The 23,275-nt window shown below is 67.2% G+C and carries 17 protein-coding genes, 2 pseudogenes and 1 riboswitch; of the genes and pseudogenes, 11 read left to right on the top strand and 8 right to left on the bottom strand.

Going from position 1 to position 23,275, the window contains the following annotated elements; all coding sequences use genetic code 11:
* Positions 1 to 11: 11 nt before the first annotated feature.
* Entirely contained in the window at positions 12 to 977 is a 966-nt protein-coding gene (locus SB771_RS14600) for an aliphatic sulfonate ABC transporter substrate-binding protein (RefSeq protein ID WP_175659186.1), read from the bottom strand.
* Between the two features lie 371 nt (positions 978 to 1,348).
* Between SB771_RS14600 and SB771_RS14595 the strand changes: the two genes are divergently transcribed.
* From SB771_RS14595 to SB771_RS14585, 3 genes are all read left to right on the top strand, one after another.
* Positions 1,349 to 2,266, top strand: a complete 918-nt coding sequence (locus SB771_RS14595; RefSeq protein ID WP_175659185.1) for a serine aminopeptidase domain-containing protein — start codon at positions 1,349 to 1,351, stop codon at positions 2,264 to 2,266.
* Complete coding sequence (locus tag SB771_RS14590; RefSeq protein WP_011658874.1) at positions 2,263 to 2,694, top strand: MarR family winged helix-turn-helix transcriptional regulator; 432 nt, start codon at positions 2,263 to 2,265, stop codon at positions 2,692 to 2,694. The genes SB771_RS14595 and SB771_RS14590 overlap by 4 nt, the downstream gene beginning before the upstream one ends.
* Before the next feature lie 499 nt (positions 2,695 to 3,193).
* Complete coding sequence (locus tag SB771_RS14585) at positions 3,194 to 4,636, top strand: sialidase family protein (protein ID WP_175659184.1); 1,443 nt, start codon at positions 3,194 to 3,196, stop codon at positions 4,634 to 4,636.
* A gap of 64 nt (positions 4,637 to 4,700) precedes the next feature.
* Here SB771_RS14585 and adhP read toward each other — a convergent pair whose 3' ends face one another.
* Positions 4,701 to 5,729, bottom strand: a complete 1,029-nt coding sequence (gene adhP, locus SB771_RS14580; protein ID WP_175659183.1) for an alcohol dehydrogenase AdhP — start codon at positions 5,727 to 5,729, stop codon at positions 4,701 to 4,703.
* A 482-nt stretch (positions 5,730 to 6,211) separates the two neighbouring features.
* Here adhP and SB771_RS14575 point away from each other — a divergent pair, with 482 nt between their 5' ends.
* A complete protein-coding gene (locus tag SB771_RS14575) occupies positions 6,212 to 8,242 on the top strand; it encodes a TonB-dependent receptor (protein ID WP_410721181.1) in 2,031 nt (676 codons plus the stop codon).
* On the opposite strand, the gene SB771_RS14570 is transcribed toward SB771_RS14575, so the two are convergent.
* Positions 8,164 to 8,826 (bottom strand): hypothetical protein, encoded by a 663-nt coding sequence (locus SB771_RS14570; protein ID WP_175659181.1) that lies wholly within the window; start codon positions 8,824 to 8,826, stop codon positions 8,164 to 8,166. The genes SB771_RS14575 and SB771_RS14570 overlap by 79 nt on opposite strands.
* A 181-nt stretch (positions 8,827 to 9,007) precedes the next feature.
* Here SB771_RS14570 and otsA point away from each other — a divergent pair, with 181 nt between their 5' ends.
* Entirely contained in the window at positions 9,008 to 10,414 is a 1,407-nt protein-coding gene (gene otsA, locus SB771_RS14565; RefSeq protein WP_006753584.1) for an alpha,alpha-trehalose-phosphate synthase (UDP-forming), read from the top strand.
* 115 nt (positions 10,415 to 10,529) lie between these two features.
* Here otsA and ftsH read toward each other — a convergent pair whose 3' ends face one another.
* Entirely contained in the window at positions 10,530 to 12,497 is a 1,968-nt protein-coding gene (gene ftsH / locus SB771_RS14560) for an ATP-dependent zinc metalloprotease FtsH (RefSeq protein ID WP_175659180.1), read from the bottom strand.
* Positions 12,498 to 12,924: 427 nt separating this feature from the next.
* Between ftsH and SB771_RS14555 the strand changes: the two genes are divergently transcribed.
* A complete protein-coding gene (locus tag SB771_RS14555; protein WP_175659179.1) occupies positions 12,925 to 14,589 on the top strand; it encodes an acid phosphatase in 1,665 nt (554 codons plus the stop codon).
* A gap of 454 nt (positions 14,590 to 15,043) precedes the next feature.
* Here SB771_RS14555 and SB771_RS14550 read toward each other — a convergent pair whose 3' ends face one another.
* Complete coding sequence (locus SB771_RS14550) at positions 15,044 to 16,909, bottom strand: phosphoenolpyruvate carboxykinase (GTP) (protein ID WP_175659178.1); 1,866 nt, start codon at positions 16,907 to 16,909, stop codon at positions 15,044 to 15,046.
* Positions 16,910 to 17,436: 527 nt separating this feature from the next.
* Positions 17,437 to 17,679, bottom strand: a pseudogene (locus SB771_RS14545) (SDR family oxidoreductase); the annotation flags it as partial.
* On the opposite strand from SB771_RS14545, the pseudogene SB771_RS14540 reads away from it, so the two are divergent.
* Positions 17,671 to 17,901, top strand: a pseudogene (locus SB771_RS14540) (hypothetical protein); the annotation flags it as partial. The pseudogenes SB771_RS14545 and SB771_RS14540 overlap by 9 nt on opposite strands.
* A gap of 53 nt (positions 17,902 to 17,954) precedes the next feature.
* Here the strand turns inward: SB771_RS14540 and SB771_RS14535 are convergent.
* Complete coding sequence (locus SB771_RS14535) at positions 17,955 to 19,541, bottom strand: isocitrate lyase (protein ID WP_175659177.1); 1,587 nt, start codon at positions 19,539 to 19,541, stop codon at positions 17,955 to 17,957.
* A 385-nt stretch (positions 19,542 to 19,926) separates the two neighbouring features.
* Between SB771_RS14535 and SB771_RS14530 the strand changes: the two genes are divergently transcribed.
* The 4 genes from SB771_RS14530 (at position 19,927) to SB771_RS14515 (ending at position 22,485) form a co-directional block, all read left to right on the top strand.
* The gene (locus tag SB771_RS14530) at positions 19,927 to 20,448 is read left to right on the top strand and encodes a YbaK/prolyl-tRNA synthetase associated domain-containing protein (RefSeq protein WP_175659176.1); all 522 of its coding nucleotides are present in this window, start codon (positions 19,927 to 19,929) and stop codon (positions 20,446 to 20,448) included.
* Positions 20,445 to 21,083, top strand: coding sequence for a transcriptional regulator (locus SB771_RS14525; RefSeq protein WP_011658887.1), 639 nt, complete (start codon positions 20,445 to 20,447; stop codon positions 21,081 to 21,083). Before SB771_RS14530 ends, SB771_RS14525 begins: the two co-directional genes overlap by 4 nt.
* A gap of 48 nt (positions 21,084 to 21,131) precedes the next feature.
* The gene (locus tag SB771_RS14520; RefSeq protein WP_175659175.1) at positions 21,132 to 22,106 is read left to right on the top strand and encodes a threo-3-hydroxy-L-aspartate ammonia-lyase; all 975 of its coding nucleotides are present in this window, start codon (positions 21,132 to 21,134) and stop codon (positions 22,104 to 22,106) included.
* 130 nt (positions 22,107 to 22,236) lie between these two features.
* Positions 22,237 to 22,485 (top strand): hypothetical protein, encoded by a 249-nt coding sequence (locus SB771_RS14515; RefSeq protein WP_175659174.1) that lies wholly within the window; start codon positions 22,237 to 22,239, stop codon positions 22,483 to 22,485.
* A gap of 53 nt (positions 22,486 to 22,538) precedes the next feature.
* Here SB771_RS14515 and SB771_RS14510 read toward each other — a convergent pair whose 3' ends face one another.
* Positions 22,539 to 22,940 carry a hypothetical protein gene (locus SB771_RS14510; protein WP_410721182.1) on the bottom strand — a complete coding sequence of 134 codons (402 nt, stop codon included), beginning with the start codon at positions 22,938 to 22,940 and terminating at the stop codon, positions 22,539 to 22,541.
* 119 nt (positions 22,941 to 23,059) lie between these two features.
* Positions 23,060 to 23,253, top strand: a riboswitch (cobalamin riboswitch).
* Positions 23,254 to 23,275 lie beyond the last annotated feature (22 nt).

The raw sequence follows: 23,275 nt of genomic DNA, 5'->3' as shown, positions 1-23,275 counted from the left end.
CGGCGGCACCGTCACTGCGCGGCGGCCGTCCTTTGCGCGGGCGCCGCGAACGCGCCCGCATACGAACGGTCGAGCAGTTTCGCCGTGTCGTACGCGGCCGGAATCACGCCGGCCTTGTGCAGGAAATCGGCGGTGTTCTGCGCATCCTTCGCGGCCGTGTCGTCGACGGGGCCCACCCGCTGGTGCGCGTTGTCGAGCCAGCGGTATGCGACGTCCGGCTCGAGCTTCGCGCGCTTCGCCCACAGGTCCGCGTACTCACGCGGATGACGGTCGACCCACTGGCGTGCCGCGACCACGCGCTTCAGGAAATCGGTGATTTCCGCGCGCTTGCCGGTTGCCGCCTGCTCGTTCGCGGCGACGAAGCTGAGTGCGGGCATCAGCCCCTGCGCGGTCGTCACGGGCCGTGCGCCCTGCCGCAACGCGAGCGTGCTGACGAACGGCTCCCACAACGACACGGCGTCGACCGAGCCGTTCGCGAGCGCGTTGGTCGCATCGATCGGCATCAGGTACGCGTACTTGACGGAATCCGCGCGCAGGCCCGCGTGTTCGAGCGCGCGCAGCACGAGCTGCTGGCTCCACGCGCCGCGCCAGACCGCGATGGTCTTGCCCTGCAGGTCGGCAACGGTGCGCACCGGCGAGTGCTTCGGCACGAGGATCGCGACGCCTTCGAGGCTCTGCCGCGACACCGCGACCACCTTCACCGGCGCGCCGCGCGCGGCCAGCGTGAGCAGCGCGGAATCGCCGAGGAAGCCGATATCGATCGCGTTGCCGTTCAGGCTCTCGGCGACGGGCGCGGCCGCCTGGAAGTGCTTCCACTCGATCGTGTAAGGCAGGTCCTTCAACACGCCGGACGCCTCCATCGACGCCTGAATGTTGAAGTAGTTCTGTTCACCGACGCGCAGCGTGACGGTGTCTTTCGCGATGCCCGGCTGCGCGGCGAGCGCGAGCAGCAGCGCAGTAACGATTCGGCTCAACAACGTGATCTCCCCGGAGGTTGGCGGGCAGCCGCGCGACGGCGGCGCCCTTTGGCCCGCGTGGCCCGACGGCCCGCGGACAGGATGGAACCGGTGAAGATACGTCGATGCGCTTCATGAGACAAACGCAATATTCTGCTTTGCAAAGATGCAAATTGTTTATGGAACGTGCGGCCTTTTCCGTTCCGGCATCGAATGGCATTACCGGCCCGTACCCAGCCGCTCACGGTTCCGAAAAGAGGTCCATGCCGCCTCGTCCCGCATTCAGCCCGCCGGGAAGTCGTTCGAATGATTCCTCGATAGATATTTCGCGCGCGAAATAATTCCCGCACTATATTTCGCATACGAAATAACTGCCCGACACGAGGACGGCCATGACGCCAGAACCCATCGAGTTTTCCGCCGCCGACGGCTACCCGCTGCGCGGCACGCTGTGGTCGCCGGACGCGCCGCCGCGCGCGCTGGTGTTGATCCATCCGGCAACCGCCGTGCCGGAGCGGCTGTATGCGGGCTTCGCGCGCTTCCTGACCGAACGTGGCTTCGCGGCGCTGACCTACAACTATCGCGGCATCGGCGCGTCGCGGCCCGCGCGGCTGAGCGCGCTGCAGGCCCGCATGCGCGACTGGGTCGAGCTCGACGTCGGCGCCGCGATCGCGTGGGCGCGCAAGGCGTACGACGGGCTGCCGCTGCTGGCGGTCGGGCACAGCGTCGGCGGCCATGCGATCGGGTTGTCGGCCGGCACCGCGCACCTGCGCGCGGCCGTGCTCGTCGCCACGCACGCGGGCAGCACGCGGCTCATTTCCCGCGCGGCGGAACGGCTGAAGGTGCGGCTGATCCTGCGCGTGCTCGGCCCGCTCGCGTCCGCGCTGCTCGGCTACGTGCCCGGCAAGCGGCTCGGGCTCGGCGAGGATCTCCCCGCCGGCGTGTTCCGCGAATGGAGTCGCTGGACCACGCTGCCGCGCTACTTCTTCGACGATCCGACGCTCGGTGCGGCCGAGCGCTTCTCGAAGCAACAGTTGCCGATTCTCGCGCTCGGCTTCGACGACGATCCGTGGGCGAACCCGCCCGCGATCGACCTGCTGGTAAGCTACCTGACCCGCGCGGCCGTCGAACGCCGCCAGATCGATCCGCACGCCGCGGGCAGCGGGCCGGTCGGGCACATGGGCTTCTTCCGCAGCCGGCCCGGCGCCGTGCTGTGGCCCGCGGTCGCCGACTGGCTCGCGCAAGCGCTCGACACGCCGCGCGAGGCGGGCCGCCCGTCCCTTTCCATTGCTGCCGGGAACCAAGCTTGAGCGAAGACCGTCGACTATTTTTCCTGTTGAACATCGGCCAGCGGCGCGTGCAGCGCTGGGTCGACCGCAAGGCCGAAACCGATTCGCGCGCCAGCGCCGCGCAGGCCGGCGTGCTGTTCTGCCTCGCGAAGCAAGATGGTGCGCTGATCGGTGAAGTCGGCGCGGCGCTGCAACTGGCGCCGTCCGCGATGACGGGCCTCGCCGACCGGATGGCGAAGGCCGGCCTGCTCGCGCGTCATGCCGATTCGGACGACGGGCGCGCGACGCGCCTGTTCCTGACCGACGAAGGTCACGCGGCACTCAAGCGTGCGCGTGTGGTGCTGCGCGAGTTGAACGGCAAGCTGTGCGACGGCTTTTCCGACGCGGAACTCGACGTCGTCGCGCGCTGGCTGCACGCATTGCAGGACCGTTTTCCGGCGGAGCGCTGAACGGCGCGCGCAACCCATCACGTCAGTCACGCTACATCACATCGCCTCGATACGTCACGGCCCGCACGCCGCGATCGAAAGCGATTGCGATTCGCATTTTCGCTTCGTTTTCCGCACCAATACGGCGGCAAATTTTGCGTTCCGGACGTGCCGCTTCGGCAACGCTTTCCGGCTACGCTCTGTTACAAAAAATTGCCTCCCGCGCCGCATGGGGATCGCCTACATTGCAATCCACTTTGCTGCATTCGCCGTAGGCACCGACCTGCCTTCCTGTCGGGTCCGCATTGCAGGCTCTACCCGACAAGCAATGAAAACGAAGAGGAGTCTTGACCGACGTGCTGGCGGCATCCAGCACACGCGGATTGCGATGACCGAAACGGCTTCCTGAACGACCCGACCCGACGCGTTGCACGGCACCCTTTGTCGCTGCGCACCGATGCGCGTCGCGTCGTCGTGCCGTGCCCGGCCATCGCCGCCGCATGTCAACGAGGAGTAGTCCATGCGACGCACGATCGTGTCCCACTCGCTTGTCACCCGCCTGTCCGCCGTGATGGCGATGGCCGCCGCCGCGGCGGCGCACGCCGAACCCGTGGTCGTGTCCGGCCCGAGTCCATTCGCCGCCTGCACCATCGGCGGCCCCGGCACGAACTACGTGAACGCCGAGGTCGAACCGTGGCTGTCGGTCAATCCCGCGAACCCGACCAACATGATCGCCGTGTGGCAGCAGGACCGCTGGTCGAACGGCGGCGCCCACGGGCTCGTCGCCGGCTACACGTTCGACGGCGGCGCGACCTGGGCGCGCACGCCGCAGCCGTTCAGCGCATGCGCGCCGGGCGGGCTCAAGTACGAGCGCGCGTCCGATCCATGGGTCTCGTTCGGGCCGGACGGCACCGCATACTCGGTGTCGATCTCGTTCAACCAGTCGAACAACGGCAATGCGGTCGGGGCTTCGGTGTCGACCGACGGCGGACAGACATGGAGCAGCCCGGCCGTGCTGATCGCGAACGACGAGCCGACGACACAGTTCTTCAACGACAAGGAATCGGTGACGGCGAACCCGGTGAAGGCCGGCACCGCCTATGCCGTGTGGGACCGCCTCGAGCTGCCGAACGGCAACCCGTACGCGAACCTGCACACGGCGGCCTACCGCGGGCCGACGCTGTTCTCGAAGACGCTCGACGGCGGCAAGACCTGGACCAAAGCGCGGGTCATCGTCCATGTGCCGGCGCGGCAGCAGACGATCGGCAACCAGATCGTCGTCGATCCGAAAACGGGCACGCTGTACAACTTCTTCGATCTGATCCAGCCGCCGTTCAACAAGGCCGCCGGCAAGGTCGCGTTCATCAAGTCGACCGACGACGGTGCGACCTGGACGCAACCGCGGGTGATCGCGGGACTGCAGACGGTCGGCGTGACCGATCCGAACACCGGCGAACCGGTGCGCACCGGCGACATCATTCCGGAGCCCGCGATCGATCCCGCATCGGGGCAGCTCTACGTCGTGTGGCAGGACAGCCGCTTCAACGGCGGCAAGTACGACGAGGTCGCGCTCTCGACGTCGAAGGACGGCGGCGCGAGCTGGAGTGCGCCGCTGCAGGTGAACACGCCGACCGGGCGCCCCGCGTTCAATCCGTCGGTGCGCGTCGACAATGCGGGCTCGGTGATGGTGACCTACTACGATTTCCGCGATCTGCAGGCCGGCAACACGACGACGCTGCCGACCGGGTTCTGGCGCAAGATCTCGCATGACGACGGGGCCACGTTCGCCGACGAGCGGCGCGTCGGCGGCCCGTTCGACATGAAGCTCGCGCCGAACGCTGAGGGCTTCTTCATCGGCGATTACCAGGGGCTCGACGTGCTGCCGTCGTCGTCGTTCCATCCGCTGTTCGTACAGACCAACAGCAACCTGACGAACCGCACCGACGTGTTCTTCGCGCCCTGATGCGCGCGTGAGCACAGCGCTGCCGCGACGTCCCCCGCGTCGCGGCAGCGTGCCCGAATGCGCGTCAATGCATGTCGGTCAGCACGACGCGACCGTCGATCCTGCCTTCGCGCAGCCGCGCGAATATGTCGTTGATGTTGCCGAGCCGGTCGCGATGGATATGCGCGCGCACCAGGCCATCCGCCGCGAAATCGAGCGATTCCTGCAAGTCGCGCCGTGTGCCGACGATCGAGCCGCGCACCGTGATGCCGTTCAGCACGGTCGAGAAGATCGGCAACGGGAAATCGCCGGGCGGCAAGCCGTTGAGTGCCACCGTGCCGCCGCGCCGCACCATCCCGAGCGCCTGCGCGAACGCGCTGCGCGACACGGCCGTGACCAGCACGCCGTGCGCCCCGCCGATCTCCTTCTGGATGACCTTCGCCGGATCGTCGACCGACGCATCGATCGTCAGCTCTGCGCCAAGCTCGCGCGCGAGTTCGAGCTTCGCGGGGGACACGTCGATCGCCGCGACGTGCAGGCCCATCGCGCGCGCATATTGCACGGCCACGTGGCCGAGCCCGCCAATGCCCGAAATCGCGAGCCACTGGCCCGGGCGCGTGTCGGTGACGCGGATGCCCTTGTAGACCGTCACGCCCGCGCACAGGATCGGCGCGATCTCGTCGAACGCAACCTGCGCCGGCAGAAGGCCGACGTAGTCGGGATCGGCCAGCACGTATTCGGCATAGCTGCCGTTGACCGAATAGCCGGTGTTCTGCTGCCCGTGGCAAAGGGTTTCCCAGCCGGTGTGGCAGTACTCGCAGTGACCGCATGCCGTGTAGAGCCAGGGCACGCCGACGCGGTCGCCCTCGCGTACGTGCGTGACGCCCGCCCCGACCGCCGCGACGACGCCCACGCCTTCGTGTCCGGGAATGAACGGCAGCGTCGGCTTCACGGGCCAGTCGCCGTCGGCGGCATGCAGGTCGGTGTGGCACACGCCCGAGGCCTTGATGTTGACGAGGATCTGGCCCGCGCCCGGCGTCGGGATCGGCACTTCCTCGATGCGCAACGGTTCGCCGAACGCGTGTACCACGGCCGCTTTCATGGTTTGTGTCACGGGTCGCTCCTGTTTGGTCGATGATCCGGCCAGTATCCGGACTCGAAACCGGAGCGCCTTGATACGCATCAACGGGGCGGGAAACGCGCGCGACGGGAGCGCATTCGTCGCGGGACATGCGGCGCGGACGGCCGGTCCCGGGGCCGGTTCGACGCGCCTTCTGCCTACGCAGCCATTTCGGCCGTTGGTCGGAAACCCTTCGGCATACCGTCGTTTCGCTTGGAATTAGAAATGATATAACATATCATTTCGTAATGTCGTCCACCTGAAGTACCTGGACCCGTTCCATCCGGGTGGCCGAGTCACGTCCGGACGGGTCATAGCGGGGCCACTACGCGCCGCTTACGCAACAATATATCGTATCCACCCGTGCCCCGCATGGCTCGCTTTCCGGCCCACCAATCCAACCGACTCCAACCGATTCACCAACCATGCGCGACCTCCCTCGTCTACCGCTTCGCCCGCTCTCTCCCGTTTCGCTGATGCTGTTCACCGCTGTCGCACAAGCCCATGCCGCCGATACGCCCGCCTCGTCAACCCCGACGCAGACCACGCCGCTCGCGCCCATCTTCGTGACCGCGAACCCGCTGGGCGACACGCAGTTGATCGCACCGACCGCGCAACTGTCCGGCGACGCGCTGACGCGCCGCCAGGCCGATTCGCTCGGCGAGACGCTCAACGGCCTGCCCGGCGTGTCGACCACCACCTACGGGCCGATGGTCGGCCGTCCGATCATCCGCGGAATGGACGGCGACCGGATCCGGCTGCTGCGGAACGGCGTCGCCGCCTATGACGCATCGTCGCTGTCATACGACCACGCGGTGCCGGAGGACCCGCTGTCGATCGAGCGCGTCGAGATCGTGCGTGGACCGGCCGCGCTGCTGTACGGCGGCAACGCGGTGGGCGGCGTCGTCAATACGATCGACAACCGGATTCCGCGCGAGGCGATCGAAGGCGTGACGGGTGCGCTGGATGCGCGCTACGGCGGCGCGAACTCGGTGCGCGCGGGCGCCGCGCAGGTCGAAGGCGGTAACGGCCGCTTCGCGTTCCATGTCGACGCATTCGACCGCGAGGCCAGCAAACTGCGGATTCCCGGCTATGCGCGCAGCAGCGCGCAACGCGCGATCGACGGCCCCGACACGCCACAGCCGTACGGCAACGTACCGAACAGCGACGGCCGCGTGCACGGCGGCGCCGCCGGCGCGTCGTACACGTGGGCCGACGGTTTCGCGGGCCTGTCGTACAGCGGCTACGAATCGAACTACGGTTCCGTCGCCGAGGACGACGTGCGCCTGCGGATGCGTCAGGAACGGCTCGCGTTCGCGTCCGAGGTGCGCAACCTGAGCGGCCCGTTCACGAAGCTGAAGTTCGACTTCGCGTACACCGACTATCGCCACAAGGAAGTCGACAACGGCGAGACGGCGACCACCTTCCGCAACCGCGGCTACGAAGCGCGCATCGAGGCGCGGCATCGCAGGATCGGTCCGTTCGAAGGCGCGATCGGCGTGCAGTTCGGCCGGAACACGTTCTCGGCGCTCGGCGACGAACTGCTCGTGCCGTCGACGCGCACGAACAGCGTCGCGCTGTTCGGCCTCGAGGAATGGCAGGTCGACCCGGCGCTGAAGCTGAGCGTCGGCGGGCGCCTCGAGCACGTGAAGGTCGATCCCGATCCGGCCGGCGTCGAGAAATTCGCGGGCGCGCAGCAGCGCGACTTCAACGCCGGCAGCGTATCGGCCGGCGCCCTCTTCTCGCTGACGCCCGTGTGGTCGGTCGCGGCCAACGTCGCCTACACGGAACGCGCGCCGACCTTCTACGAGCTGTACTCGAACGGCCCGCACGACGCGACCGGCCAGTTCCTGATCGGCAACCCGAACGCGTCGAAGGAAAAGGCCGTGTCGACCGACCTGTCGCTGCGCTATGCGAGCGGGCCGAACCGCGGCAGCGTCGGGGTGTTCTACAACCGCTTCTCGAACTACCTGACCGAGTACAACACGGGCCGCGTCGTCGACGACGACGGCGAACCGGTCGCACTGGGCGCCGATGGCTCGCTCAACGAAGCGATCTATCGCGGCGTGCGCGCCGAGTTCTACGGCGTCGAACTCGACGGCAAGTGGCGCGCGTTCTCGCGGCGCGGCCATACGGTCGACCTGGAACTGACCGCCGACTACACGCATGCGCGCAACGTCGACACCGGCCAACCGCTGCCGCGCATCGCGCCGCTGCGCGCGACGCTCGCGGCCGACTACGGTTACGGCCCGTTCGGCGCGCGCGCACAGGTCACGCATGCGTGGTCGCAGCACCGCGTGCCCGACAACGACTTTTCGACGGACGGCTACACGTCGCTCGGCGTGATGCTCACGTACAAGTTCCGTGTCGGCGCGACACACTGGCTCACGTACCTGCGCGGCGACAACCTGACGAACCAGGAAATCCGCTATGCGACGTCGGTCGTGCGCGGCTTTGCCCCGCAGGGCGGACGCAGCGTGATGGCCGGGTTGCGCACGACGTTCTGATCGCCGGACGGCCCGCGGCTCTGGCCGCGGGCCGTTCGACCGGGCCCGTCGCGCTGAATATCGTCGGCCCGGCGCAGGCCGGCAAGAGCGAAGATGCGACAGCCGATATCGACAACGGCTGCCGTCCGTTGCTCGCGCAACTGGTTCACCAAGCCGATGCGCACGCAACCTATACGCATGAGCGCGAAGTCGCGATCGCACGGGCATTCGCGGATCGCTACGCGACCGAGCGCAACCTGCTGCAGGCCATTTGTCTGATCGCGGTCGCGGTTGGCGGCAGCCTTTGGCTGACGAGCAAGATCACGGAGCAGATCGTCGCATCGGTTCGCGACGATCCAAGAGGGTTCCGCGCTCGCGTCGCCGACATCAACATTGGTGAAATCGCGGCGGCATCGATCGAACACAGCCGCGGCATCGATCAGGTGAACCTGACGATCTCCCGGCCTGCAATTCCCTCTTCTCTGCCCTCCGCTTCCCGTTGCGCACACGGCCTCCGCCGCGCTGCGCAATTTCCGGTCCCGCCCTCCGAATGCACGCCACGACGCCCATCGCGCCCGATGCGAGGCCGCGTTGATCTCGGTCATGCACTTTTAAATCAGCCGAATGACGAGTATCCTAAAAAAGCACTCCACGTTCGGACAGCGAATCGCGTGCCCCTGATTCCCGTCCGTTCGTATCGCGGCCCCATCGCGCCCCGTGTCGATGGCGGCGTCCGCTTCACGCCCTGGCCGCACGAACCTTCCCAAACTATTCGCAGGAGAGCTGGTGAGCCGACTCGTCGTCGTATCCAATCGCATCGCAGATCCCCGTAAAGCCGCGGCCGGCGGGCTGGCCGTGGCCGTGAAAGACAGCCTGCAGGAATCAGGCGGCGTCTGGTTCGGGTGGAGCGGCAGGCTGCGCGGTGAAGACGAACGTACCGCCCAGGGCGACGACGTGCAGATCCAGAACGTCGGCGGCATCCAGCTCGCGACGATCGATCTCGATCCGCAGGATTACGACGCGTACTATCTCGGCTACTCGAACAACGTGCTGTGGCCGGTGTTCCACTACCGCCTCGATCTCGCGCAGTTCGACCGGCGCTTCGCCGACGGCTACCGGCGCGTGAACCAGCTGTTCGCGCGCAAGCTGAGCACGCTGCTGCGCCCCGACGACACCATCTGGGTCCACGACTACCAGCTGATCCCGCTCGCCGCCGAGCTGCGCGCGATGGGCTGCAGGAATCCGATCGGCTTCTTCCTGCACATTCCGATGCCGCCGCCGCCGATCATGGCCGCGATTCCGGAGCACGAGTGGCTGATGCGTTCGCTGTTCGCGTACGACCTCGTCGGCTTCCAGACCGAATCGGACCTGCTGCACTTCGAGCACTACGTCGAGGCGGAAGCCGGTGCCGCACGGCTGCCGGACGGCCGCCTGCACGCGTTCGGCCGCACGCTGTCGGCCGGTGCGTTCCCGATCGGCATCAACGTCGACGAATTCGCGGCGCTCGCGGAGAATCGCGACGGCATCGACATGTTCGAGCGGATGCGCGACGAGTATTCGCGCCGCCAACTGCTCGTCGGCGTCGACCGGCTCGACTACACGAAGGGGCTGCCGCAACGCGTGCATGCGTTCCGCCAGCTGCTCGAACAGTATCCGGAGAACCGCGATCGCGCGACGCTGATCCAGATCGCCGCGCCGAGCCGCGAGGATCTCGGCGCGTACGACGACCTGCGGCGCGAGATGGACAGCCTGTGCGGCGCGATCAACGGCGACTACGGCGAACTCGAATGGATGCCGATGCGCTACATCCACCGCACGGTCGCACGCAAGCGCCTGCCGGGCCTCTATCGCGCGAGCCGCGTCGCGCTCGTCACGCCGCTGCGCGACGGGATGAACCTGGTCGCGAAGGAGTTTCTCGCCGCTCAGGACGAGGCCGATCCGGGCGTGCTCGTGCTGTCGCGTTTCGCGGGTGCGGCCGAGCAGCTGAAGCCCGCGCTGCTCGTGAATCCGTACGACACGCAGGGCACCGCGCAGGCGATCCAGCGCGCGCTCACGATGCCGATCGAGGAACGCCGCCAGCGTCACGACGCGCTGATGGCGATCGTGCGCAAGACCGACGTGCACTGGTGGCGCACGCGCTTTCTCGACGCGCTCACCGAAGCCGCGGAAGTGGCCGCCGCGACCGCGTCCTGACGCACGTTCACACATCGGTCGTGTCGCGGTCGAGCGCCGCAGCGCTCACCTTCTGCACCGCCACCGGAATCGGAATGCGTTAGCAAGCCCGCCAACTGCGCGGGCGATCCCCGCTTCAACGCTCCGGTTCGCGCGGCGGCCCGCATGCGACGAAATCGTGCTCGGCCGCCGACGCCTGCCCCGGCGCATTCGCGCCCGTGCACGGCCCGCAATCGATCATGGAAGGCTCGGACGCAGGCACCTCGCGCCCGTCGATCAGCGCCTGCAACGCGTCGCGTTCGAGCACCTCGCACGCGAGCAGCCGTCGCGCGATCCGCTCGAGCGCGTCGCGACGTGCGCCGAGCGTCGCCGCGACGCGCACATGCGCATCGGTCAGAAGCGTATGCACCTCGTCGTCGATCACGCGCGCGGTGTGCTCGCTGCAGCGTCCGTCGCTCGCATGCCATGCGCCCGGTACGCCACTGCGTGCTTCGCCGTCGTCGAAACTCATCAGCCCGATCTTCTCGCTCATCCCGTACTGCATGACCATGTGGCGCGCCATCGCGGTCGCGCGTTCGAGATCGTTCTGCGCGCCCGTCGACACGTCGCCGAACACGAGTTCTTCCGCGACGCGGCCACCGAGCAGCGCATCGATCCGATCGAGCAGTTCGCTGCGTCGCAGAACGTAGCGATCCTCGGTCGGCACCTGCTGCGTGTAGCCGAGCGCGGCCACGCCGCGCGGAATGATCGACACCTTCTTCACCGGGTCGCAATACGCGCGGCTTTCCGCGACGAGTGCATGGCCGGCCTCGTGATACGCGATCGTCAGCTTTTCCTGCGCGTTCATCACGCGGCTCTTGCGCTCGAGGCCCGTCATCGCGCGATCGATCGCTTCGTCGAAATCGTCCATCCCGATCGCAGGCTTGCCGAGGTCGGCCGCATGCAGCGCGGCCTCGTTGACGACGTTCGCGAGATCGGCGCCGACGAAACCCGGCGTGCGCGACGCGAGTTCGCCGAGGTCGACTTCGTCCGCGAGCTTCACGCGCTTCACATGCACGCCGAGAATCTGGCGACGCCCGTTCACGTCGGGCCGATCGATCGCGATGTGTCGGTCGAAGCGGCCGGGGCGCAGCAGCGCCGGATCGAGAATCTCCGGCCGGTTGGTCGCGGCCATGATGATCACGCCCGTGCCGGCCTGGAAGCCGTCCATCTCGACGAGCAGCTGGTTGAGCGTCTGCTCGCGCTCGTCGTTGCCCGACATCGGGCCGACGCCGCGCACCTTGCCGAGCGCATCGAGCTCGTCGACGAACACGATGCACGGCGCCTTCTGCTGCGCCTGCTCGAACAGGTCGCGCACGCGCGCCGCGCCCACCCCGACGAACATCTCGACGAACGCCGAGCCGCTGATCGAGAAGAACGGCACGGCCGCCTCGCCGGCCACCGCGCGCGCGAGCAGAGTCTTGCCGGTGCCGGGCGCGCCGACCACGAGCACACCCTTCGGGATCTTGCCGCCGAGCCGCTGGTAGCGGTCGGGGTTGCGCAGGAACGCGACGAGCTGCTGCAACTCGGCCTTCGCTTCGTCGATACCCGCGATGTCGTCGAACGTGATGCCGGTTTCCTGCTGCACGTACACGCGTGCGCGGCTCTTGCCCATCCCGGTGAAGTCCTGCAACCCGCCGCGCCTGCGCAGCATCATGTTCCAGATGAACACGAATGCGACGAGCGGCACCAGCCACGACGCGAGCGACGTGATCCAGCCGGTGTCGGACGCGCCATGAAAGCGGATGCCGGCCGCGCTCAGCGCGTCGATCAGCTGCGGGTCGGTCACGCGGTTGGTGGCGAAGCGCGGCGGCGTGCCGCCTGCCTTCACGGCCGCGACTTCGGATGCCGGCAGCATCGCGCCGGCCTGCGGCATCTTCAGCGTGCCGACGATCGACGTCGAACCGATCTCGAGATCATCGACGAGCCGCGCGGCGACGAGCCGGTGGAAATCGCTGTACGCGATCATCGTCGTCTCGGGCCGCAGCATCAGCAACTGCGCGGCGAACAGCACGAAGAAGCCCGCCGCGATCAGTAATCCTGCGTAGTCGAATTTCTTGTCCATCGCATCGAGCCGGCCGGTCGCGCCGTGCGGCGCGCGCTTAATGCGTACCCGCGCGCCCCGCCGGCGCGCGGTATCCGCAGCTACGCGCGCTCACGGACCGCATCCGCGCCATCGTCGCCTCGTTTCGTCGCATGAAAGACACCGCGAACACGCTGCATGGCAGCGCTCGCACGGACATCGCGCCGAAGCGCCCAGCCCGTGATTCCAGTCTAGTTCGCGCGCAGGCGTCTCGCATCGTCCGGCAAACGCCTATCACCCACGCGGCGAGCCGCGTTATAGTCGCGTTCGTGACATTTGTATGACAGTTGACCTCGCCCCGCGCAGCACCCGGGTGCGATGCCGGCTGTTGCGTCCGTCCCGCGTCGCGGCCAGCCTGTGCGACGCTGCCGCGCATCGAACGACACTCACCCATCGAGGAGCACACGACGTGAACGACACCCCCGATCGCCCCGACGACCTTCCCGTTGATCCCGACCGCCGCCGCATGCTCGGCGGCCTCGCCGCGCTCGGCGCGGGCGTCGCGCTCGGCGGCTGCGAGACGACGCCGGGCAGCGCGCCGCGCTCCGCCGCCGACCTGCGGATCGACGACGCGCTGCGCCGGCAGGTGCGCCACATCGTCGTGATCTATGCGGAGAACCGCAGCTTCGCGAACCTGTACGGCGACTTCCCCGGCGTGCGCCATCCGCTGAGCGAGGTGCGGCCCGAGGACGCGCGACAGCTCGATCGCGACGGCAAGACGCCGCTGCCGGTGCTGCCGAAGATCTGGGGCGGGCTCGTGCCGCGCGCGCAGGAAGTGGACGGCAAGCGCTACGCGATCGCCGAGCGCGACATCGACAAGCTGCCGAACGCGCCGTTCCGGATCGCCGATACGCAAGGCAAGCCGCTGCCGAACGGCGTGATCACGCGCGACCTGTGGCACCGCTTCTACCAGAACCAGATGCAGATCGCGGGCGGCCGCAACGACCAGTTCGCCGCGTGGGCCGATTCGGGCGGCCTCGTGATGGGCCATTACCGCAATTCCGCCGACACGCTGCGGCTATGGAACCTCGCGCGGCAATACACGCTGTGCGACAACTTCTTCATGGCGGCCTTCGGCGGCTCGTGGCTGAATCACATGTTCCTGATTTCCGCGCAGCCGCCGATCTATCCGGACGCGCACAAGCATCCGCACGCGGCCAAGCTGCTGTCGAAGGTCGACGGCGACGATCCGACCGGCACGCGGCTGACGCTCGCCGCCGATTCGCCGGCGTCCGCGCTCGACGGCCCGCCGAAGTTCGCGGTCGACGGCCCCCTGACGCCCGACGGCTACGGCGTCAACACGATGGCACCGCCGTACCAGCCGAGCTACGTGCCGCCGGCCGATCCGGGCAACGCCGCGTATGCGGACCCGGCCGACCATCGCGTGATCCCGCCGCAAGGCCATGCGACGATCGGCGACCGCTTGTCGGAAAAGAACGTCGACTGGGCGTGGTACAGCGGCGCGTGGCAGTACGCGCTCGAGCACCGCGACACGGGCATGGTTCCCGATTTCCAGTACCACCACCAGCCGTTCAACTACTTCGCGAACTACGCGCCGGGCACCGACGCGCGGCGCAAGCATCTGCGCGACGCCGGCGTCGGCGACGAGCCTTCGACCAACCGCTTCATCGCCGACATCGACGCGGGCCGCCTGCCTGCCGTCACGTTCTACAAGCCGCAGGGCAACCTGAACATGCACGCGGGCTATGCGGACGTCGAATCGGGCGATCGCCACATCGCGAACGTGATCGAGCACATCCGCCGTAGCCCGCAATGGGCGAACACCGTGATCGTGATGACGCACGACGAGAACGGCGGCTGGTGGGATCACGTCGCGCCGCCGGTCGGCGATCGCTGGGGCCCCGGCTCGCGCATTCCCGCGCTCGTGATCTCGCCGTTCGCGAAGAAGGGCTACGTCGATCACACGATGTACGACACGAACTCGATCCTGCGCTTCATCAGCCGCGTGCACGGGCTCGCGCCGCTCGACGGCGTCGCCGCGCGCGACAAGGCGTTCGCGTCGCGCGGCGCCACGCCGCCGGGCGATCTGACGAACGCGCTCGATCTCGGCTGACGATCCACCGACATCGCTGAGACGACGACTCCCTGGTGCAACACGGTTGCCTGGGGCGTCGTCGTTTTTCTTGCGGTGCTACACGGCGCTACGCAACGCCTCGCTCGCCGAACGCGCGGCGGGACGGCCGGCCTGCCGGCCGAAGAAGGTCGCGTCGGCCAGCGACAGTCACGCTCGACTTCCTCCCATGTCTCGCCGGCCGCCGCGATGCCGATCCGCGCGATCGCGGGCGGCGCCTGTATGAGCCCGACCCGGCCGATGTCGCGCTGCTGCGCTACCGGCGCGGCGACGTGCAGCGCGCGGTCGATGAAGTGGTCGCGCAGTTCGGCGTGTAAGAGCGCGTTTAACGTACACGCCAAACTGAAAACGCGGCGCAAACGACGACGTCCCGCCGCCGGCGTTGGATGCCGGCGGCGGGACGTCGATGCCGCTACGTCGGTGTCGATGCGGCGCGTCAGCCGCCGATGCGCTGTTCGATCTTCTTCATCGTGTCGGTCAGCTCGGTCGGCAGGCGCAGCTTCAGCATGTCGAACAGCGCCGCGTGCAGCTTCAGCTCCTCGCGCCATTCGTCGGCGTTCATCGACGTCACCGCCTCGAACTGCTCGCGCGTGAAATCGAGCCCTTCCCAGTGCAGGTCGTCATAGGCCGGCGACACGCCGAACGCATGTTCGCCGCCGCCGCCGTTGCCTTCGAGGCGATCGAGCATCCACTTCAGCACGCGCATGTTCTCGCCGAAGCCCGGCCACACGAACTTGCCGTTCGCGTCCTTGCGGAACCAGTTCACGCAGTAGATCTTCGGCAGCTTCGCGCCCGCGCCTTCGAGCTGCTTGCCGATCTTCAGCCAGTGCGCGAAATAATCGCTCACGTTGTAGCCGCAGAACGGCAGCATCGCGAACGGGTCGCGGCGCACGATGCCTTGCTGGCCGACGGCCGCGGCGGTCGTCTCCGAGCCCATCGTCGCGGCCATGTACACGCCTTCGACCCAATCGCGCGCTTCGGTCACGAGCGGCACGGTGGTCGAGCGACGGCCGCCGAAGATGAACGCGTCGATCGGCACGCCGGCCGGGTTCTCCCAGTCCGCGTCGATCGACGGGCATTGCGATGCGGGCGCCGTGAAGCGCGAATTCGGATGCGCGGCCTTGCGGCCGGTTTCCTTGCCGATTTCCGGCGTCCACGCGTTGCCTTGCCAGTCGGTCAGCTTCGCGGGCGGCGTGTCGGTCAGGCCTTCCCACCACACGTCGCCGTCTTCCGTCAGCGCGACGTTCGTGAAGATCACGTTTTCCTTCAGCGTCGAGATCGCGTTCGGATTGGTCTTCACGCCGGTGCCCGGCGCGACGCCGAAGAAGCCGGCTTCCGGGTTGATCGCGTACAGGCGGCCGTCGCGGCCCGGCTTCAGCCACGCGATGTCATCGCCGATCGTCGTGACCTTCCAGCCGTCGAAGCCCTGCGGCGGAATCAGCATCGCGAAGTTGGTCTTGCCGCACGCGGACGGGAACGCCGCCGCGACGTGATACTTCTTGCCGGCCGGCGACGTCACGCCGAGGATCAGCATGTGTTCGGCGAGCCAGCCCTGGTCGCGGCCCATCGTCGACGCGATGCGCAGCGCGAAGCATTTCTTGCCGAGCAGCGCGTTGCCGCCGTAGCCGGAACCGAAGCTCCAGATCTCGCGCGTCTCGGGGAAATGCACGATGTACTTGACCGGGTTGCACGGCCAGCGCACGTCCTTCTGACCCGCGTCCAGCGGATGGCCGACGCTGTGCACGCACGGCACGAAATCGCCGTCCTCGCCGAGCACGTCATAAACCTCGCGGCCCATGCGCGTCATGATCCGCATGTTCACGACCACGTACGGGCTGTCGGACAGCTCGACGCCGATATGCGCGATCGGCGAGCCGAGCGGGCCCATCGAGAACGGCACGACGTACAGCGTGCGGCCGCGCATCGAGCCGCGGAACAACCCGTTCAGCGTCTCGCGCATTTCTTCCGGCGCGATCCAGTTGTTGGTCGGGCCGACGTCGTCGGGCGACGGCGTGCAGATGAACGTGCGATCCTCGACGCGCGCGACGTCGGACGGATCGGATTGCGCGAGATACGAGTTCGGCCGCTTCTCCGGGTTCAGGCGCGTGAGCGTGCCCTGGTCGACCATCGCCTGGCAGAGCGCGTCGTATTCCTCCTGCGAGCCGTCGCACCACACGACGCGTTCCGGCTCCGTGAGCGCCGCGATGCGCGACACCCACTCGATCAGTTTGCGATGCTTGACGAATGCCGGGGGAGCGATCAGCGCGCTGTGCGTCGCTTCGGCCATGCTGTTATGCGACATGGAAATGTCTCCAGATTATTGGAAGGGGATCGTGGATGCGGGGCGAGCCCGCCAGATGGGGGGATGCGGTCGGAGCGCAGGTTGAAGCGACGCGCAAGGCGGGACGCGCGAGCGGAGCGCGTGTCGATGCCGCGATGCGGGCGAGAGAATGTGATGTCTCGTATGAGCGTGCGAACGCGAGTTTCGCCATGCAAGCAACCTGCCGTACAACTCCATGCCGGCCAGCATACCATCGCCGTTATTGGGCGGGCGTTGCGTTGCAACAAGAAACAATTGTGACGACGCGTCGGCATGCCGCTTGCCGGCCGCTCCCTTTTATTGCGTCGACGCATTCGCTTTGGGGACGAAATGGCTCGAAACGTCCGTCCGGCAAGGGTTTCGCGAACGCGGAAAAATCGGCGCGACGCGTGCGCATGCGCTGCCCCCGAACGGGCAGCGGCCGAATTGGCGTTTTCGCTACTCAGGCAAACCCTGAATTAGGTTGCGCACACAAACATCCATCGAGAACGCGTTGTGTGCGCCACCGCTCAAAGCGGCGCGCCCGGCAATCCGGGGTAATACGCGCCTGCCGCCATCCGGCCGTCGACCGCCATCTCGGCGCCGTTGCAATACGACGCTTCGTCGCTCGCGAGGAACAGCGTCGCGCGCGCGCTTTCGTCAGGCAAACCGACGCGTTGCAGCGGCACGTGCGCGTAGCGCTTGTGGACTTCGTCGAGCGGTGCGCCGGTCGGGTTCGACATCGCCGTGTTCACGCCGCCCGGATGGTGCGCGCGCTCACGCATGCGGCGCGCGGCTACGACGCGATCGTGGAGGAATGCTTCCCGGCTGCGGCGATGACCGATCCGTACGCGTTCTTCGATGCGGTCGGCGACGAGGAGAAGTTCCAGCGCAACGTCGCTCAGATGATGGACAGCTGCGGACGCTTCATCGATTTCGACAAGATCGACGTGGTGCCGACGAGCCAGTACGTCGTGAAGGCGGTGCGCGAATAAAAAAAACGCCAACCCGCGCTGAACGGGTTGGCGTCGTGCCGCGGGTGCGACGATTACGAGAACTGGTTCATCGTGTTGTCCTTGCCCGCTGCCTTCAGCGCTGCTTCGCCGCTGAAGTATTCCTTGTGGTCGTCGCCGATATCCGAGCCGGACATGTTCTGGTGCTTGACGCACGCGATGCCCTGGCGGATCTCCTTGCGCTGCACGCCGGCCACGTAACCGAGCATGCCCTGGTCACCGAAGTATTCCTTCGCGAGGTTGTCGGTCGACAGCGCGGCCGTGTGGTACGTCGGCAGCGTGATCAGGTGGTGGAAGATGCCTGCTTCACGCGATGCATCGGCCTGGAACGTGCGGATCTTCTCGTCCGCGAGCGTGGCCAGTTCGGTCTGGTCGTACTCGACGCTCATCAGTTGCGCGCGGTCGTAGGCCGACACGTCCTTGCCCGCTGCCTTCATCGCGTCATACACCTGCTGACGGAAGTTCAGCGTCCAGTTGAACGACGGGCTGTTGTTGTACACCAGCTTCGCGTTCGGGATCACCTTGCGGATTTCGCTGACCATGCCGCCGATCTGCGCGATATGCGGCTTTTCGGTTTCGATCCACAGCAGGTCGGCGCCGTTCTGCAGCGACGTGATGCAATCCAGGACGCAACGCGCTTCGCCGGTGCCCGAGCGGAACTGGAACAGGTTGCTCGGCAGGCGCTTCGGACGCAGCAGCTTGCCGTCGCGCTTGATGACGACGTCACCGTTGCCGAGCTGGTCGGCCGACAGCTCTTCGCAGTCGAGGAAGGAGTTGTACTGGTCGCCCAGGTCGCCCGGCGTGTTGGTCACGGCGATCTGCTTGGTCAGGCCGGCGCCGAGCGAGTCGGTACGGGCGACGATGATGCCGTCGTCCACGCCCAGTTCCAGGAACGCGTAGCGGATCGCGCGGATCTTCGCGAGGAAATCCTCGTGCGGCACCGTGACCTTGCCGTCCTGGTGGCCGCACTGCTTCTCGTCGGACACCTGGTTCTCGATCTGGATGCAGCACGCGCCCGCTTCGATGAACTGCTTGGCCAGCAGGTACGTTGCTTCGGCATTGCCGAAACCCGCGTCGATGTCGGCGATGATCGGCACGACGTGCGTCACGTGGTTGTCGATCTTTTCCTGGATCGCGGCCTTGGCAGCCGCATCCTTGGCCGCATCCAGCTCGCGGAACAGGCCGCCCAGCTCACGGGCGTCGGCCTGGCGCAGGAACGTGTACAGCTCGCGGATCAGCGCGCTGACCGAGGTCTTTTCGTGCATCGACTGGTCCGGCAGCGGGCCGAACTCCGAACGCAGCGCGGCGACCATCCAGCCCGACAGGTACAGGTAACGGCGTTCGGTGCTGTTGAAGTGCTTCTTGATGGAGATCATCTTCTGCTGGCCGATGAAGCCGTGCCAGCAACCCAGCGACTGCGTGTACTTGGTCGGGTCCGCATCGTACGCGGCCATGTCGGCGCGCATGATCTTCGCGGTGTAGCGGGCGATGTCCAGGCCCGTCTTGAACTTGTTCTGGGCACGCATGCGGGCAGCCGATTCCGGATTGATGGCATCCCACGCGCTGCCTTGCTTCTCCTTCAAACCAGCCACTGCCTTGATGTCGTCTTGATATTGGGACATGTCTATCTCCTGGGAACGAAGCGCATTTGAGTAAAGGGTTCAGCGTGCCCGCTCCGTGTGACGAAGCGAACTGCATGGACTTAATAGTAACGCTGCCCGGTGCGCCTTCGATCGACTCTTATATAAGACATAAGATATAAATTTCGCTGGTTTTTCAATGAGATAAGCGCGCGTTTTTGCGATGCAAAACAAGTTTTCACGCGGCGGGACGGCCACGCGCCGGAAATTCGACCGGCTTTCCGCGATATGAAACGATCTTTCGGCAGTTGGTGCGACGACAGACGGGGCGATCCATGCTCCGGGCTTTTGCCATGCGCATGACAAAACGTCTATACTTGGACAATCCATCGACGGCGCCGAACGCGCCCCTCCTGCCCGGAACGACATGAGCGACTACCCCGTTTTCGACGCGCTGTGCGAGCTGCTGACGACCTCCGGCGCGCGGTTCCGCGTGATGGAGCACCCGGCCGAAGGCAAATCCGACGTGATCGCCGCGATTCGCGGCACGCGTCCCGAACAGGGCGCGAAGGCGATGCTCTGCACGTTCAAGGACGGCGGCGACGCCACCGCGCTCGCGGTGATCCCCGGCCATCTGAAGATCGATTTCCGCAAGGTCGCCGACGCGCTCGGCCGCCGCAAGGCGACGCTCGCGCCGCCCGAACTCGCGGCCGCGGTCACGCGCTGCGTGATGGGCGCCGTGCCGCCGTTCGTGTTCGACGCGAACGTGACGCTCGTCGTCGACCCGGCGCTGATCGAACTCAACGACGAAATCGCGTTCAACGCGGGCCGCCTCGACCGCTCGGTCGTACTCGACGCGTCCGACTACGTGCGGATCGCCCGCCCGCTGCTGGCCGACATCACGCGGCCGGACGCCGCCAACGCGCCCGCGCTGCAGGCCAACGCATGACCACGCCCCGCCCCCGACCGCAACTGGAGCAGGCATCGCTGATCGAGCAGGTGCTGCGCATCGCCGAAGGGCTCGGCGCGATGTTCGCGCCGTTCACCGAGGTCGTCGTGCACGACCTGCGCACGCCGGAACACGCGATCCTCGCGATCCACAACAACCTGTCGGGCCGCGCGGTCGGCGATCCGGCGACCGAACTCGGGCTCGCGCGCATCGAGGACGACGACTACCCGCAGGTGCTCGCGAACTACGCGAACCGCTTCGCCGACGGCCGCACCGCGAAAAGCACGTCGATCGGCATCAAGGATTCGAGCGGCCGCTACGTGGCCGCGCTTTGCCTGAACGCGGACGTCACGCTGTTCCGCGGCTTCCAGGGCATGCTGAACCAGTTCTGCAGCACCGAAGGCGAACCTGTCGCAGAAACGCTCGACCCGGCCGGCGCGGACGCGATCCGCCAGCGCATCGATGCGTTCGCGACGCGTCTGGCAACCACGCCGCGCGAGCTGAAGACCGACCAGCGCCGCGAGCTGATGCACGCGCTGAAGGCGGACGGCTTCCTCGAGGTGCGCCGCGCGATGGAAATCGTGTCGCAGCACCTCGGCGTGTCGCGCGCCACCGTCTACAACGATGCGAAATGATGCGCGCCCTGCTGCCCGATTGACCGACCCTTCCGACGAGCGACCTTCATGAACACTCCGACCCTCCCCACCTACGACGACGTGGCAGCCGCCGCGGCACGGCTCGAAGGCCACGCGCACCGCACGCCCGTGATGACGTCGCGCACGATCGACGAAGCGCTCGGCGCGCAGGTGTTCTTCAAGTGCGAGAACCTGCAGCGCATGGGCGCATTCAAGTTCCGCGGCGCGTTCAACGCGCTGTCGCGCTTCGACGCGACGCAGCGCCGCAACGGCGTCGTCGCGTTCTCGTCCGGCAACCATGCGCAGGCGATCGCGCTGTCGGCGCGCATCCTCGGCATTCCGGCGACGATCGTGATGCCGCAGGACGCGCCGGCCGCGAAGATGGCCGCGACGCGCGGCTACGGCGGCAACGTCGTGACCTATGACCGCTACACCGAGGACCGCGAGCAGATCGGCCGCGAGCTTGCTGAGAAACACGGGCTCACGCTGGTCCCGCCGTACGACCATGCGGACGTGATCGCGGGCCAGGGCACGGCGGCCAAGGAACTGTTCGACGAGGTCGGGCCGCTCGACGCGGTGTTCACTCCGCTCGGCGGCGGCGGCCTGCTGTCGGGCACGGCGCTCGCGACGCGCGCACTGTCGCCGCACGCGAAGCTGTACGGCGTCGAGCCGGAAGCCGGCAACGACGGCCAGCTGTCGTTCCGGTCCGGCTCGATCGTCCATATCGACACGCCGCGCACGATCGCCGACGGCGCGCAGACGCAGCACCTCGGCAACCTGACCTTCCCGATCCTGCGGCGCGACGTCGACGACATCCTGACCGCGACCGACGCCGAGCTGGTCGACTGCATGCGCTTCTGCGCGACCCGTATGAAGATTGTCGTCGAGCCGACCGGCTGCCTGTCGTTCGCGGCCGCACGCCGGATGAAGGATGAACTGAAGGGCAAGCGCGTCGGCATCGTGATCAGCGGCGGCAACGTCGATCTCGAGAACTTCTGTACGCTGGTGTCCGCCTCCGCATGATCGTCGTGGCGCGCGGATGGCGTGGATGAATATCCTGTCATCCGCGTGCCGCCGCTTCTTCACGGCGCGTTAAGTTTCGCGCCCTAGACTGATTAGGTGTCCCGCATTCAGTCGTGAAGAAGGAGTCGTCATGAACACGCACGCGATCGTCGCCGCCGCCCTCGCGGCAGCATCCCTTTCGGCGCTCGCTCAACCGGGCGTTACGTCGTCCAGCCTTCCCGCCGCGTCACCGCAAGGCCCCGTCGCACAGGCCACCCACCGTTCGCCCGCCGCGCTGCCGCCCGCCGGCTTCGTGCTCGCGAAGATCGATCAGAACAATACGCCGCCCGATCGCGGCGGCGATCCCAACGGCCGTACGCGCTCCGGCTCGCATATGTAAACGTGAGCCGGCCGCGTCGGACGGCCGGCCCGCATCACTGAATCACAACGACATTACAACGACGGCAGCGACGGGTCGCGTGCGGCGAGGAGGTCCGCGGTGCGCCGCTGCAGCGCGCCGTCGATCGTCTCCGGTTGCGGAATCAGCCAGTAACGCCCTTCTCGAATGCCACCGAACACCCGCGCGGCGAATGCGTCGGGCGTGAGCCCGCGCGCGTTCAGCATCGCGCGCATCGTATCGACGAAGCCCTGCACTTCGGGCCGGTCGTGCGCGGCGCCGAACGGGTCGTTGAAGATGCCCGACTGCACCGGGCCCGGCGCGAGCAGCGACAGCGGATCGCCGCGCATCTCGGGTTCAGCGGCGAGGAAGCGTTCCGGCGGGCGTTCGTGCGATGGGCGGGCATCGCGCCGAGCCGGTTCCGGCGCGATTGCAGCGGCGCCGATGTTCCGTTTCATCAGACGTGAAGGTGGTTCGAGTGCGCCGAAAAGAAAGGACTTCGAAAGCATTCGGCGACCACTGACGTTTTTTCGCATCCCTTCGGTCGCCGACGATTGACGCGCCGGAGCGCTCGCCATTACGCTTGCGCGCTGATGGTTCCCGGGAACGGGATCAAAAGGGAACGCAGGAGAGGCCGTGCCTCGAATCTGCGGCTGCCCCCGCAACTGTAAGCGGCGAATCCGCGCCACCCCACGCCACTGGGAAACCGGGAAGGCCGGCGCGAATGACGACCCGCGAGCCAGGAGACCTGCCATCGACCCGAGGTCCAAGCAGCCGCACCGGGCGGGGTGTC

Source organism: Burkholderia sp. SIMBA_051, assembly GCF_046534915.1.
Classification (GTDB): domain Bacteria; phylum Pseudomonadota; class Gammaproteobacteria; order Burkholderiales; family Burkholderiaceae; genus Burkholderia; species Burkholderia ambifaria.
This window is presented reverse-complemented; position numbering and strand designations above follow the sequence as displayed.

Bases quoted from the DNA above. Each gene is read 5' to 3' on its own strand.
- SB771_RS14595 (WP_175659185.1), top strand. From the start codon at position 1,349: ATGACGCCAGAACCCATCGAGTTTTCCGCCGCCGACGGCTACCCGCTG.
- SB771_RS14585 (WP_175659184.1), top strand. From the start codon at position 3,194: ATGCGACGCACGATCGTGTCCCACTCGCTTGTCACCCGCCTGTCCGCC.
- SB771_RS14575 (WP_410721181.1), top strand. From the start codon at position 6,212: ATGCTGTTCACCGCTGTCGCACAAGCCCATGCCGCCGATACGCCCGCC.
- SB771_RS14570 (WP_175659181.1), bottom strand. From the start codon at position 8,826: ATGACCGAGATCAACGCGGCCTCGCATCGGGCGCGATGGGCGTCGTGG.
- ftsH (WP_175659180.1), bottom strand. From the start codon at position 12,497: ATGGACAAGAAATTCGACTACGCAGGATTACTGATCGCGGCGGGCTTC.
- SB771_RS14550 (WP_175659178.1), bottom strand. From the start codon at position 16,909: ATGTCGCATAACAGCATGGCCGAAGCGACGCACAGCGCGCTGATCGCT.
- SB771_RS14535 (WP_175659177.1), bottom strand. From the start codon at position 19,541: ATGTCCCAATATCAAGACGACATCAAGGCAGTGGCTGGTTTGAAGGAG.
- SB771_RS14530 (WP_175659176.1), top strand. From the start codon at position 19,927: ATGAGCGACTACCCCGTTTTCGACGCGCTGTGCGAGCTGCTGACGACC.
- SB771_RS14525 (WP_011658887.1), top strand. From the start codon at position 20,445: ATGACCACGCCCCGCCCCCGACCGCAACTGGAGCAGGCATCGCTGATC.
- SB771_RS14520 (WP_175659175.1), top strand. From the start codon at position 21,132: ATGAACACTCCGACCCTCCCCACCTACGACGACGTGGCAGCCGCCGCG.
- SB771_RS14515 (WP_175659174.1), top strand. From the start codon at position 22,237: ATGAACACGCACGCGATCGTCGCCGCCGCCCTCGCGGCAGCATCCCTT.
- SB771_RS14510 (WP_410721182.1), bottom strand. From the start codon at position 22,940: ATGAAACGGAACATCGGCGCCGCTGCAATCGCGCCGGAACCGGCTCGG.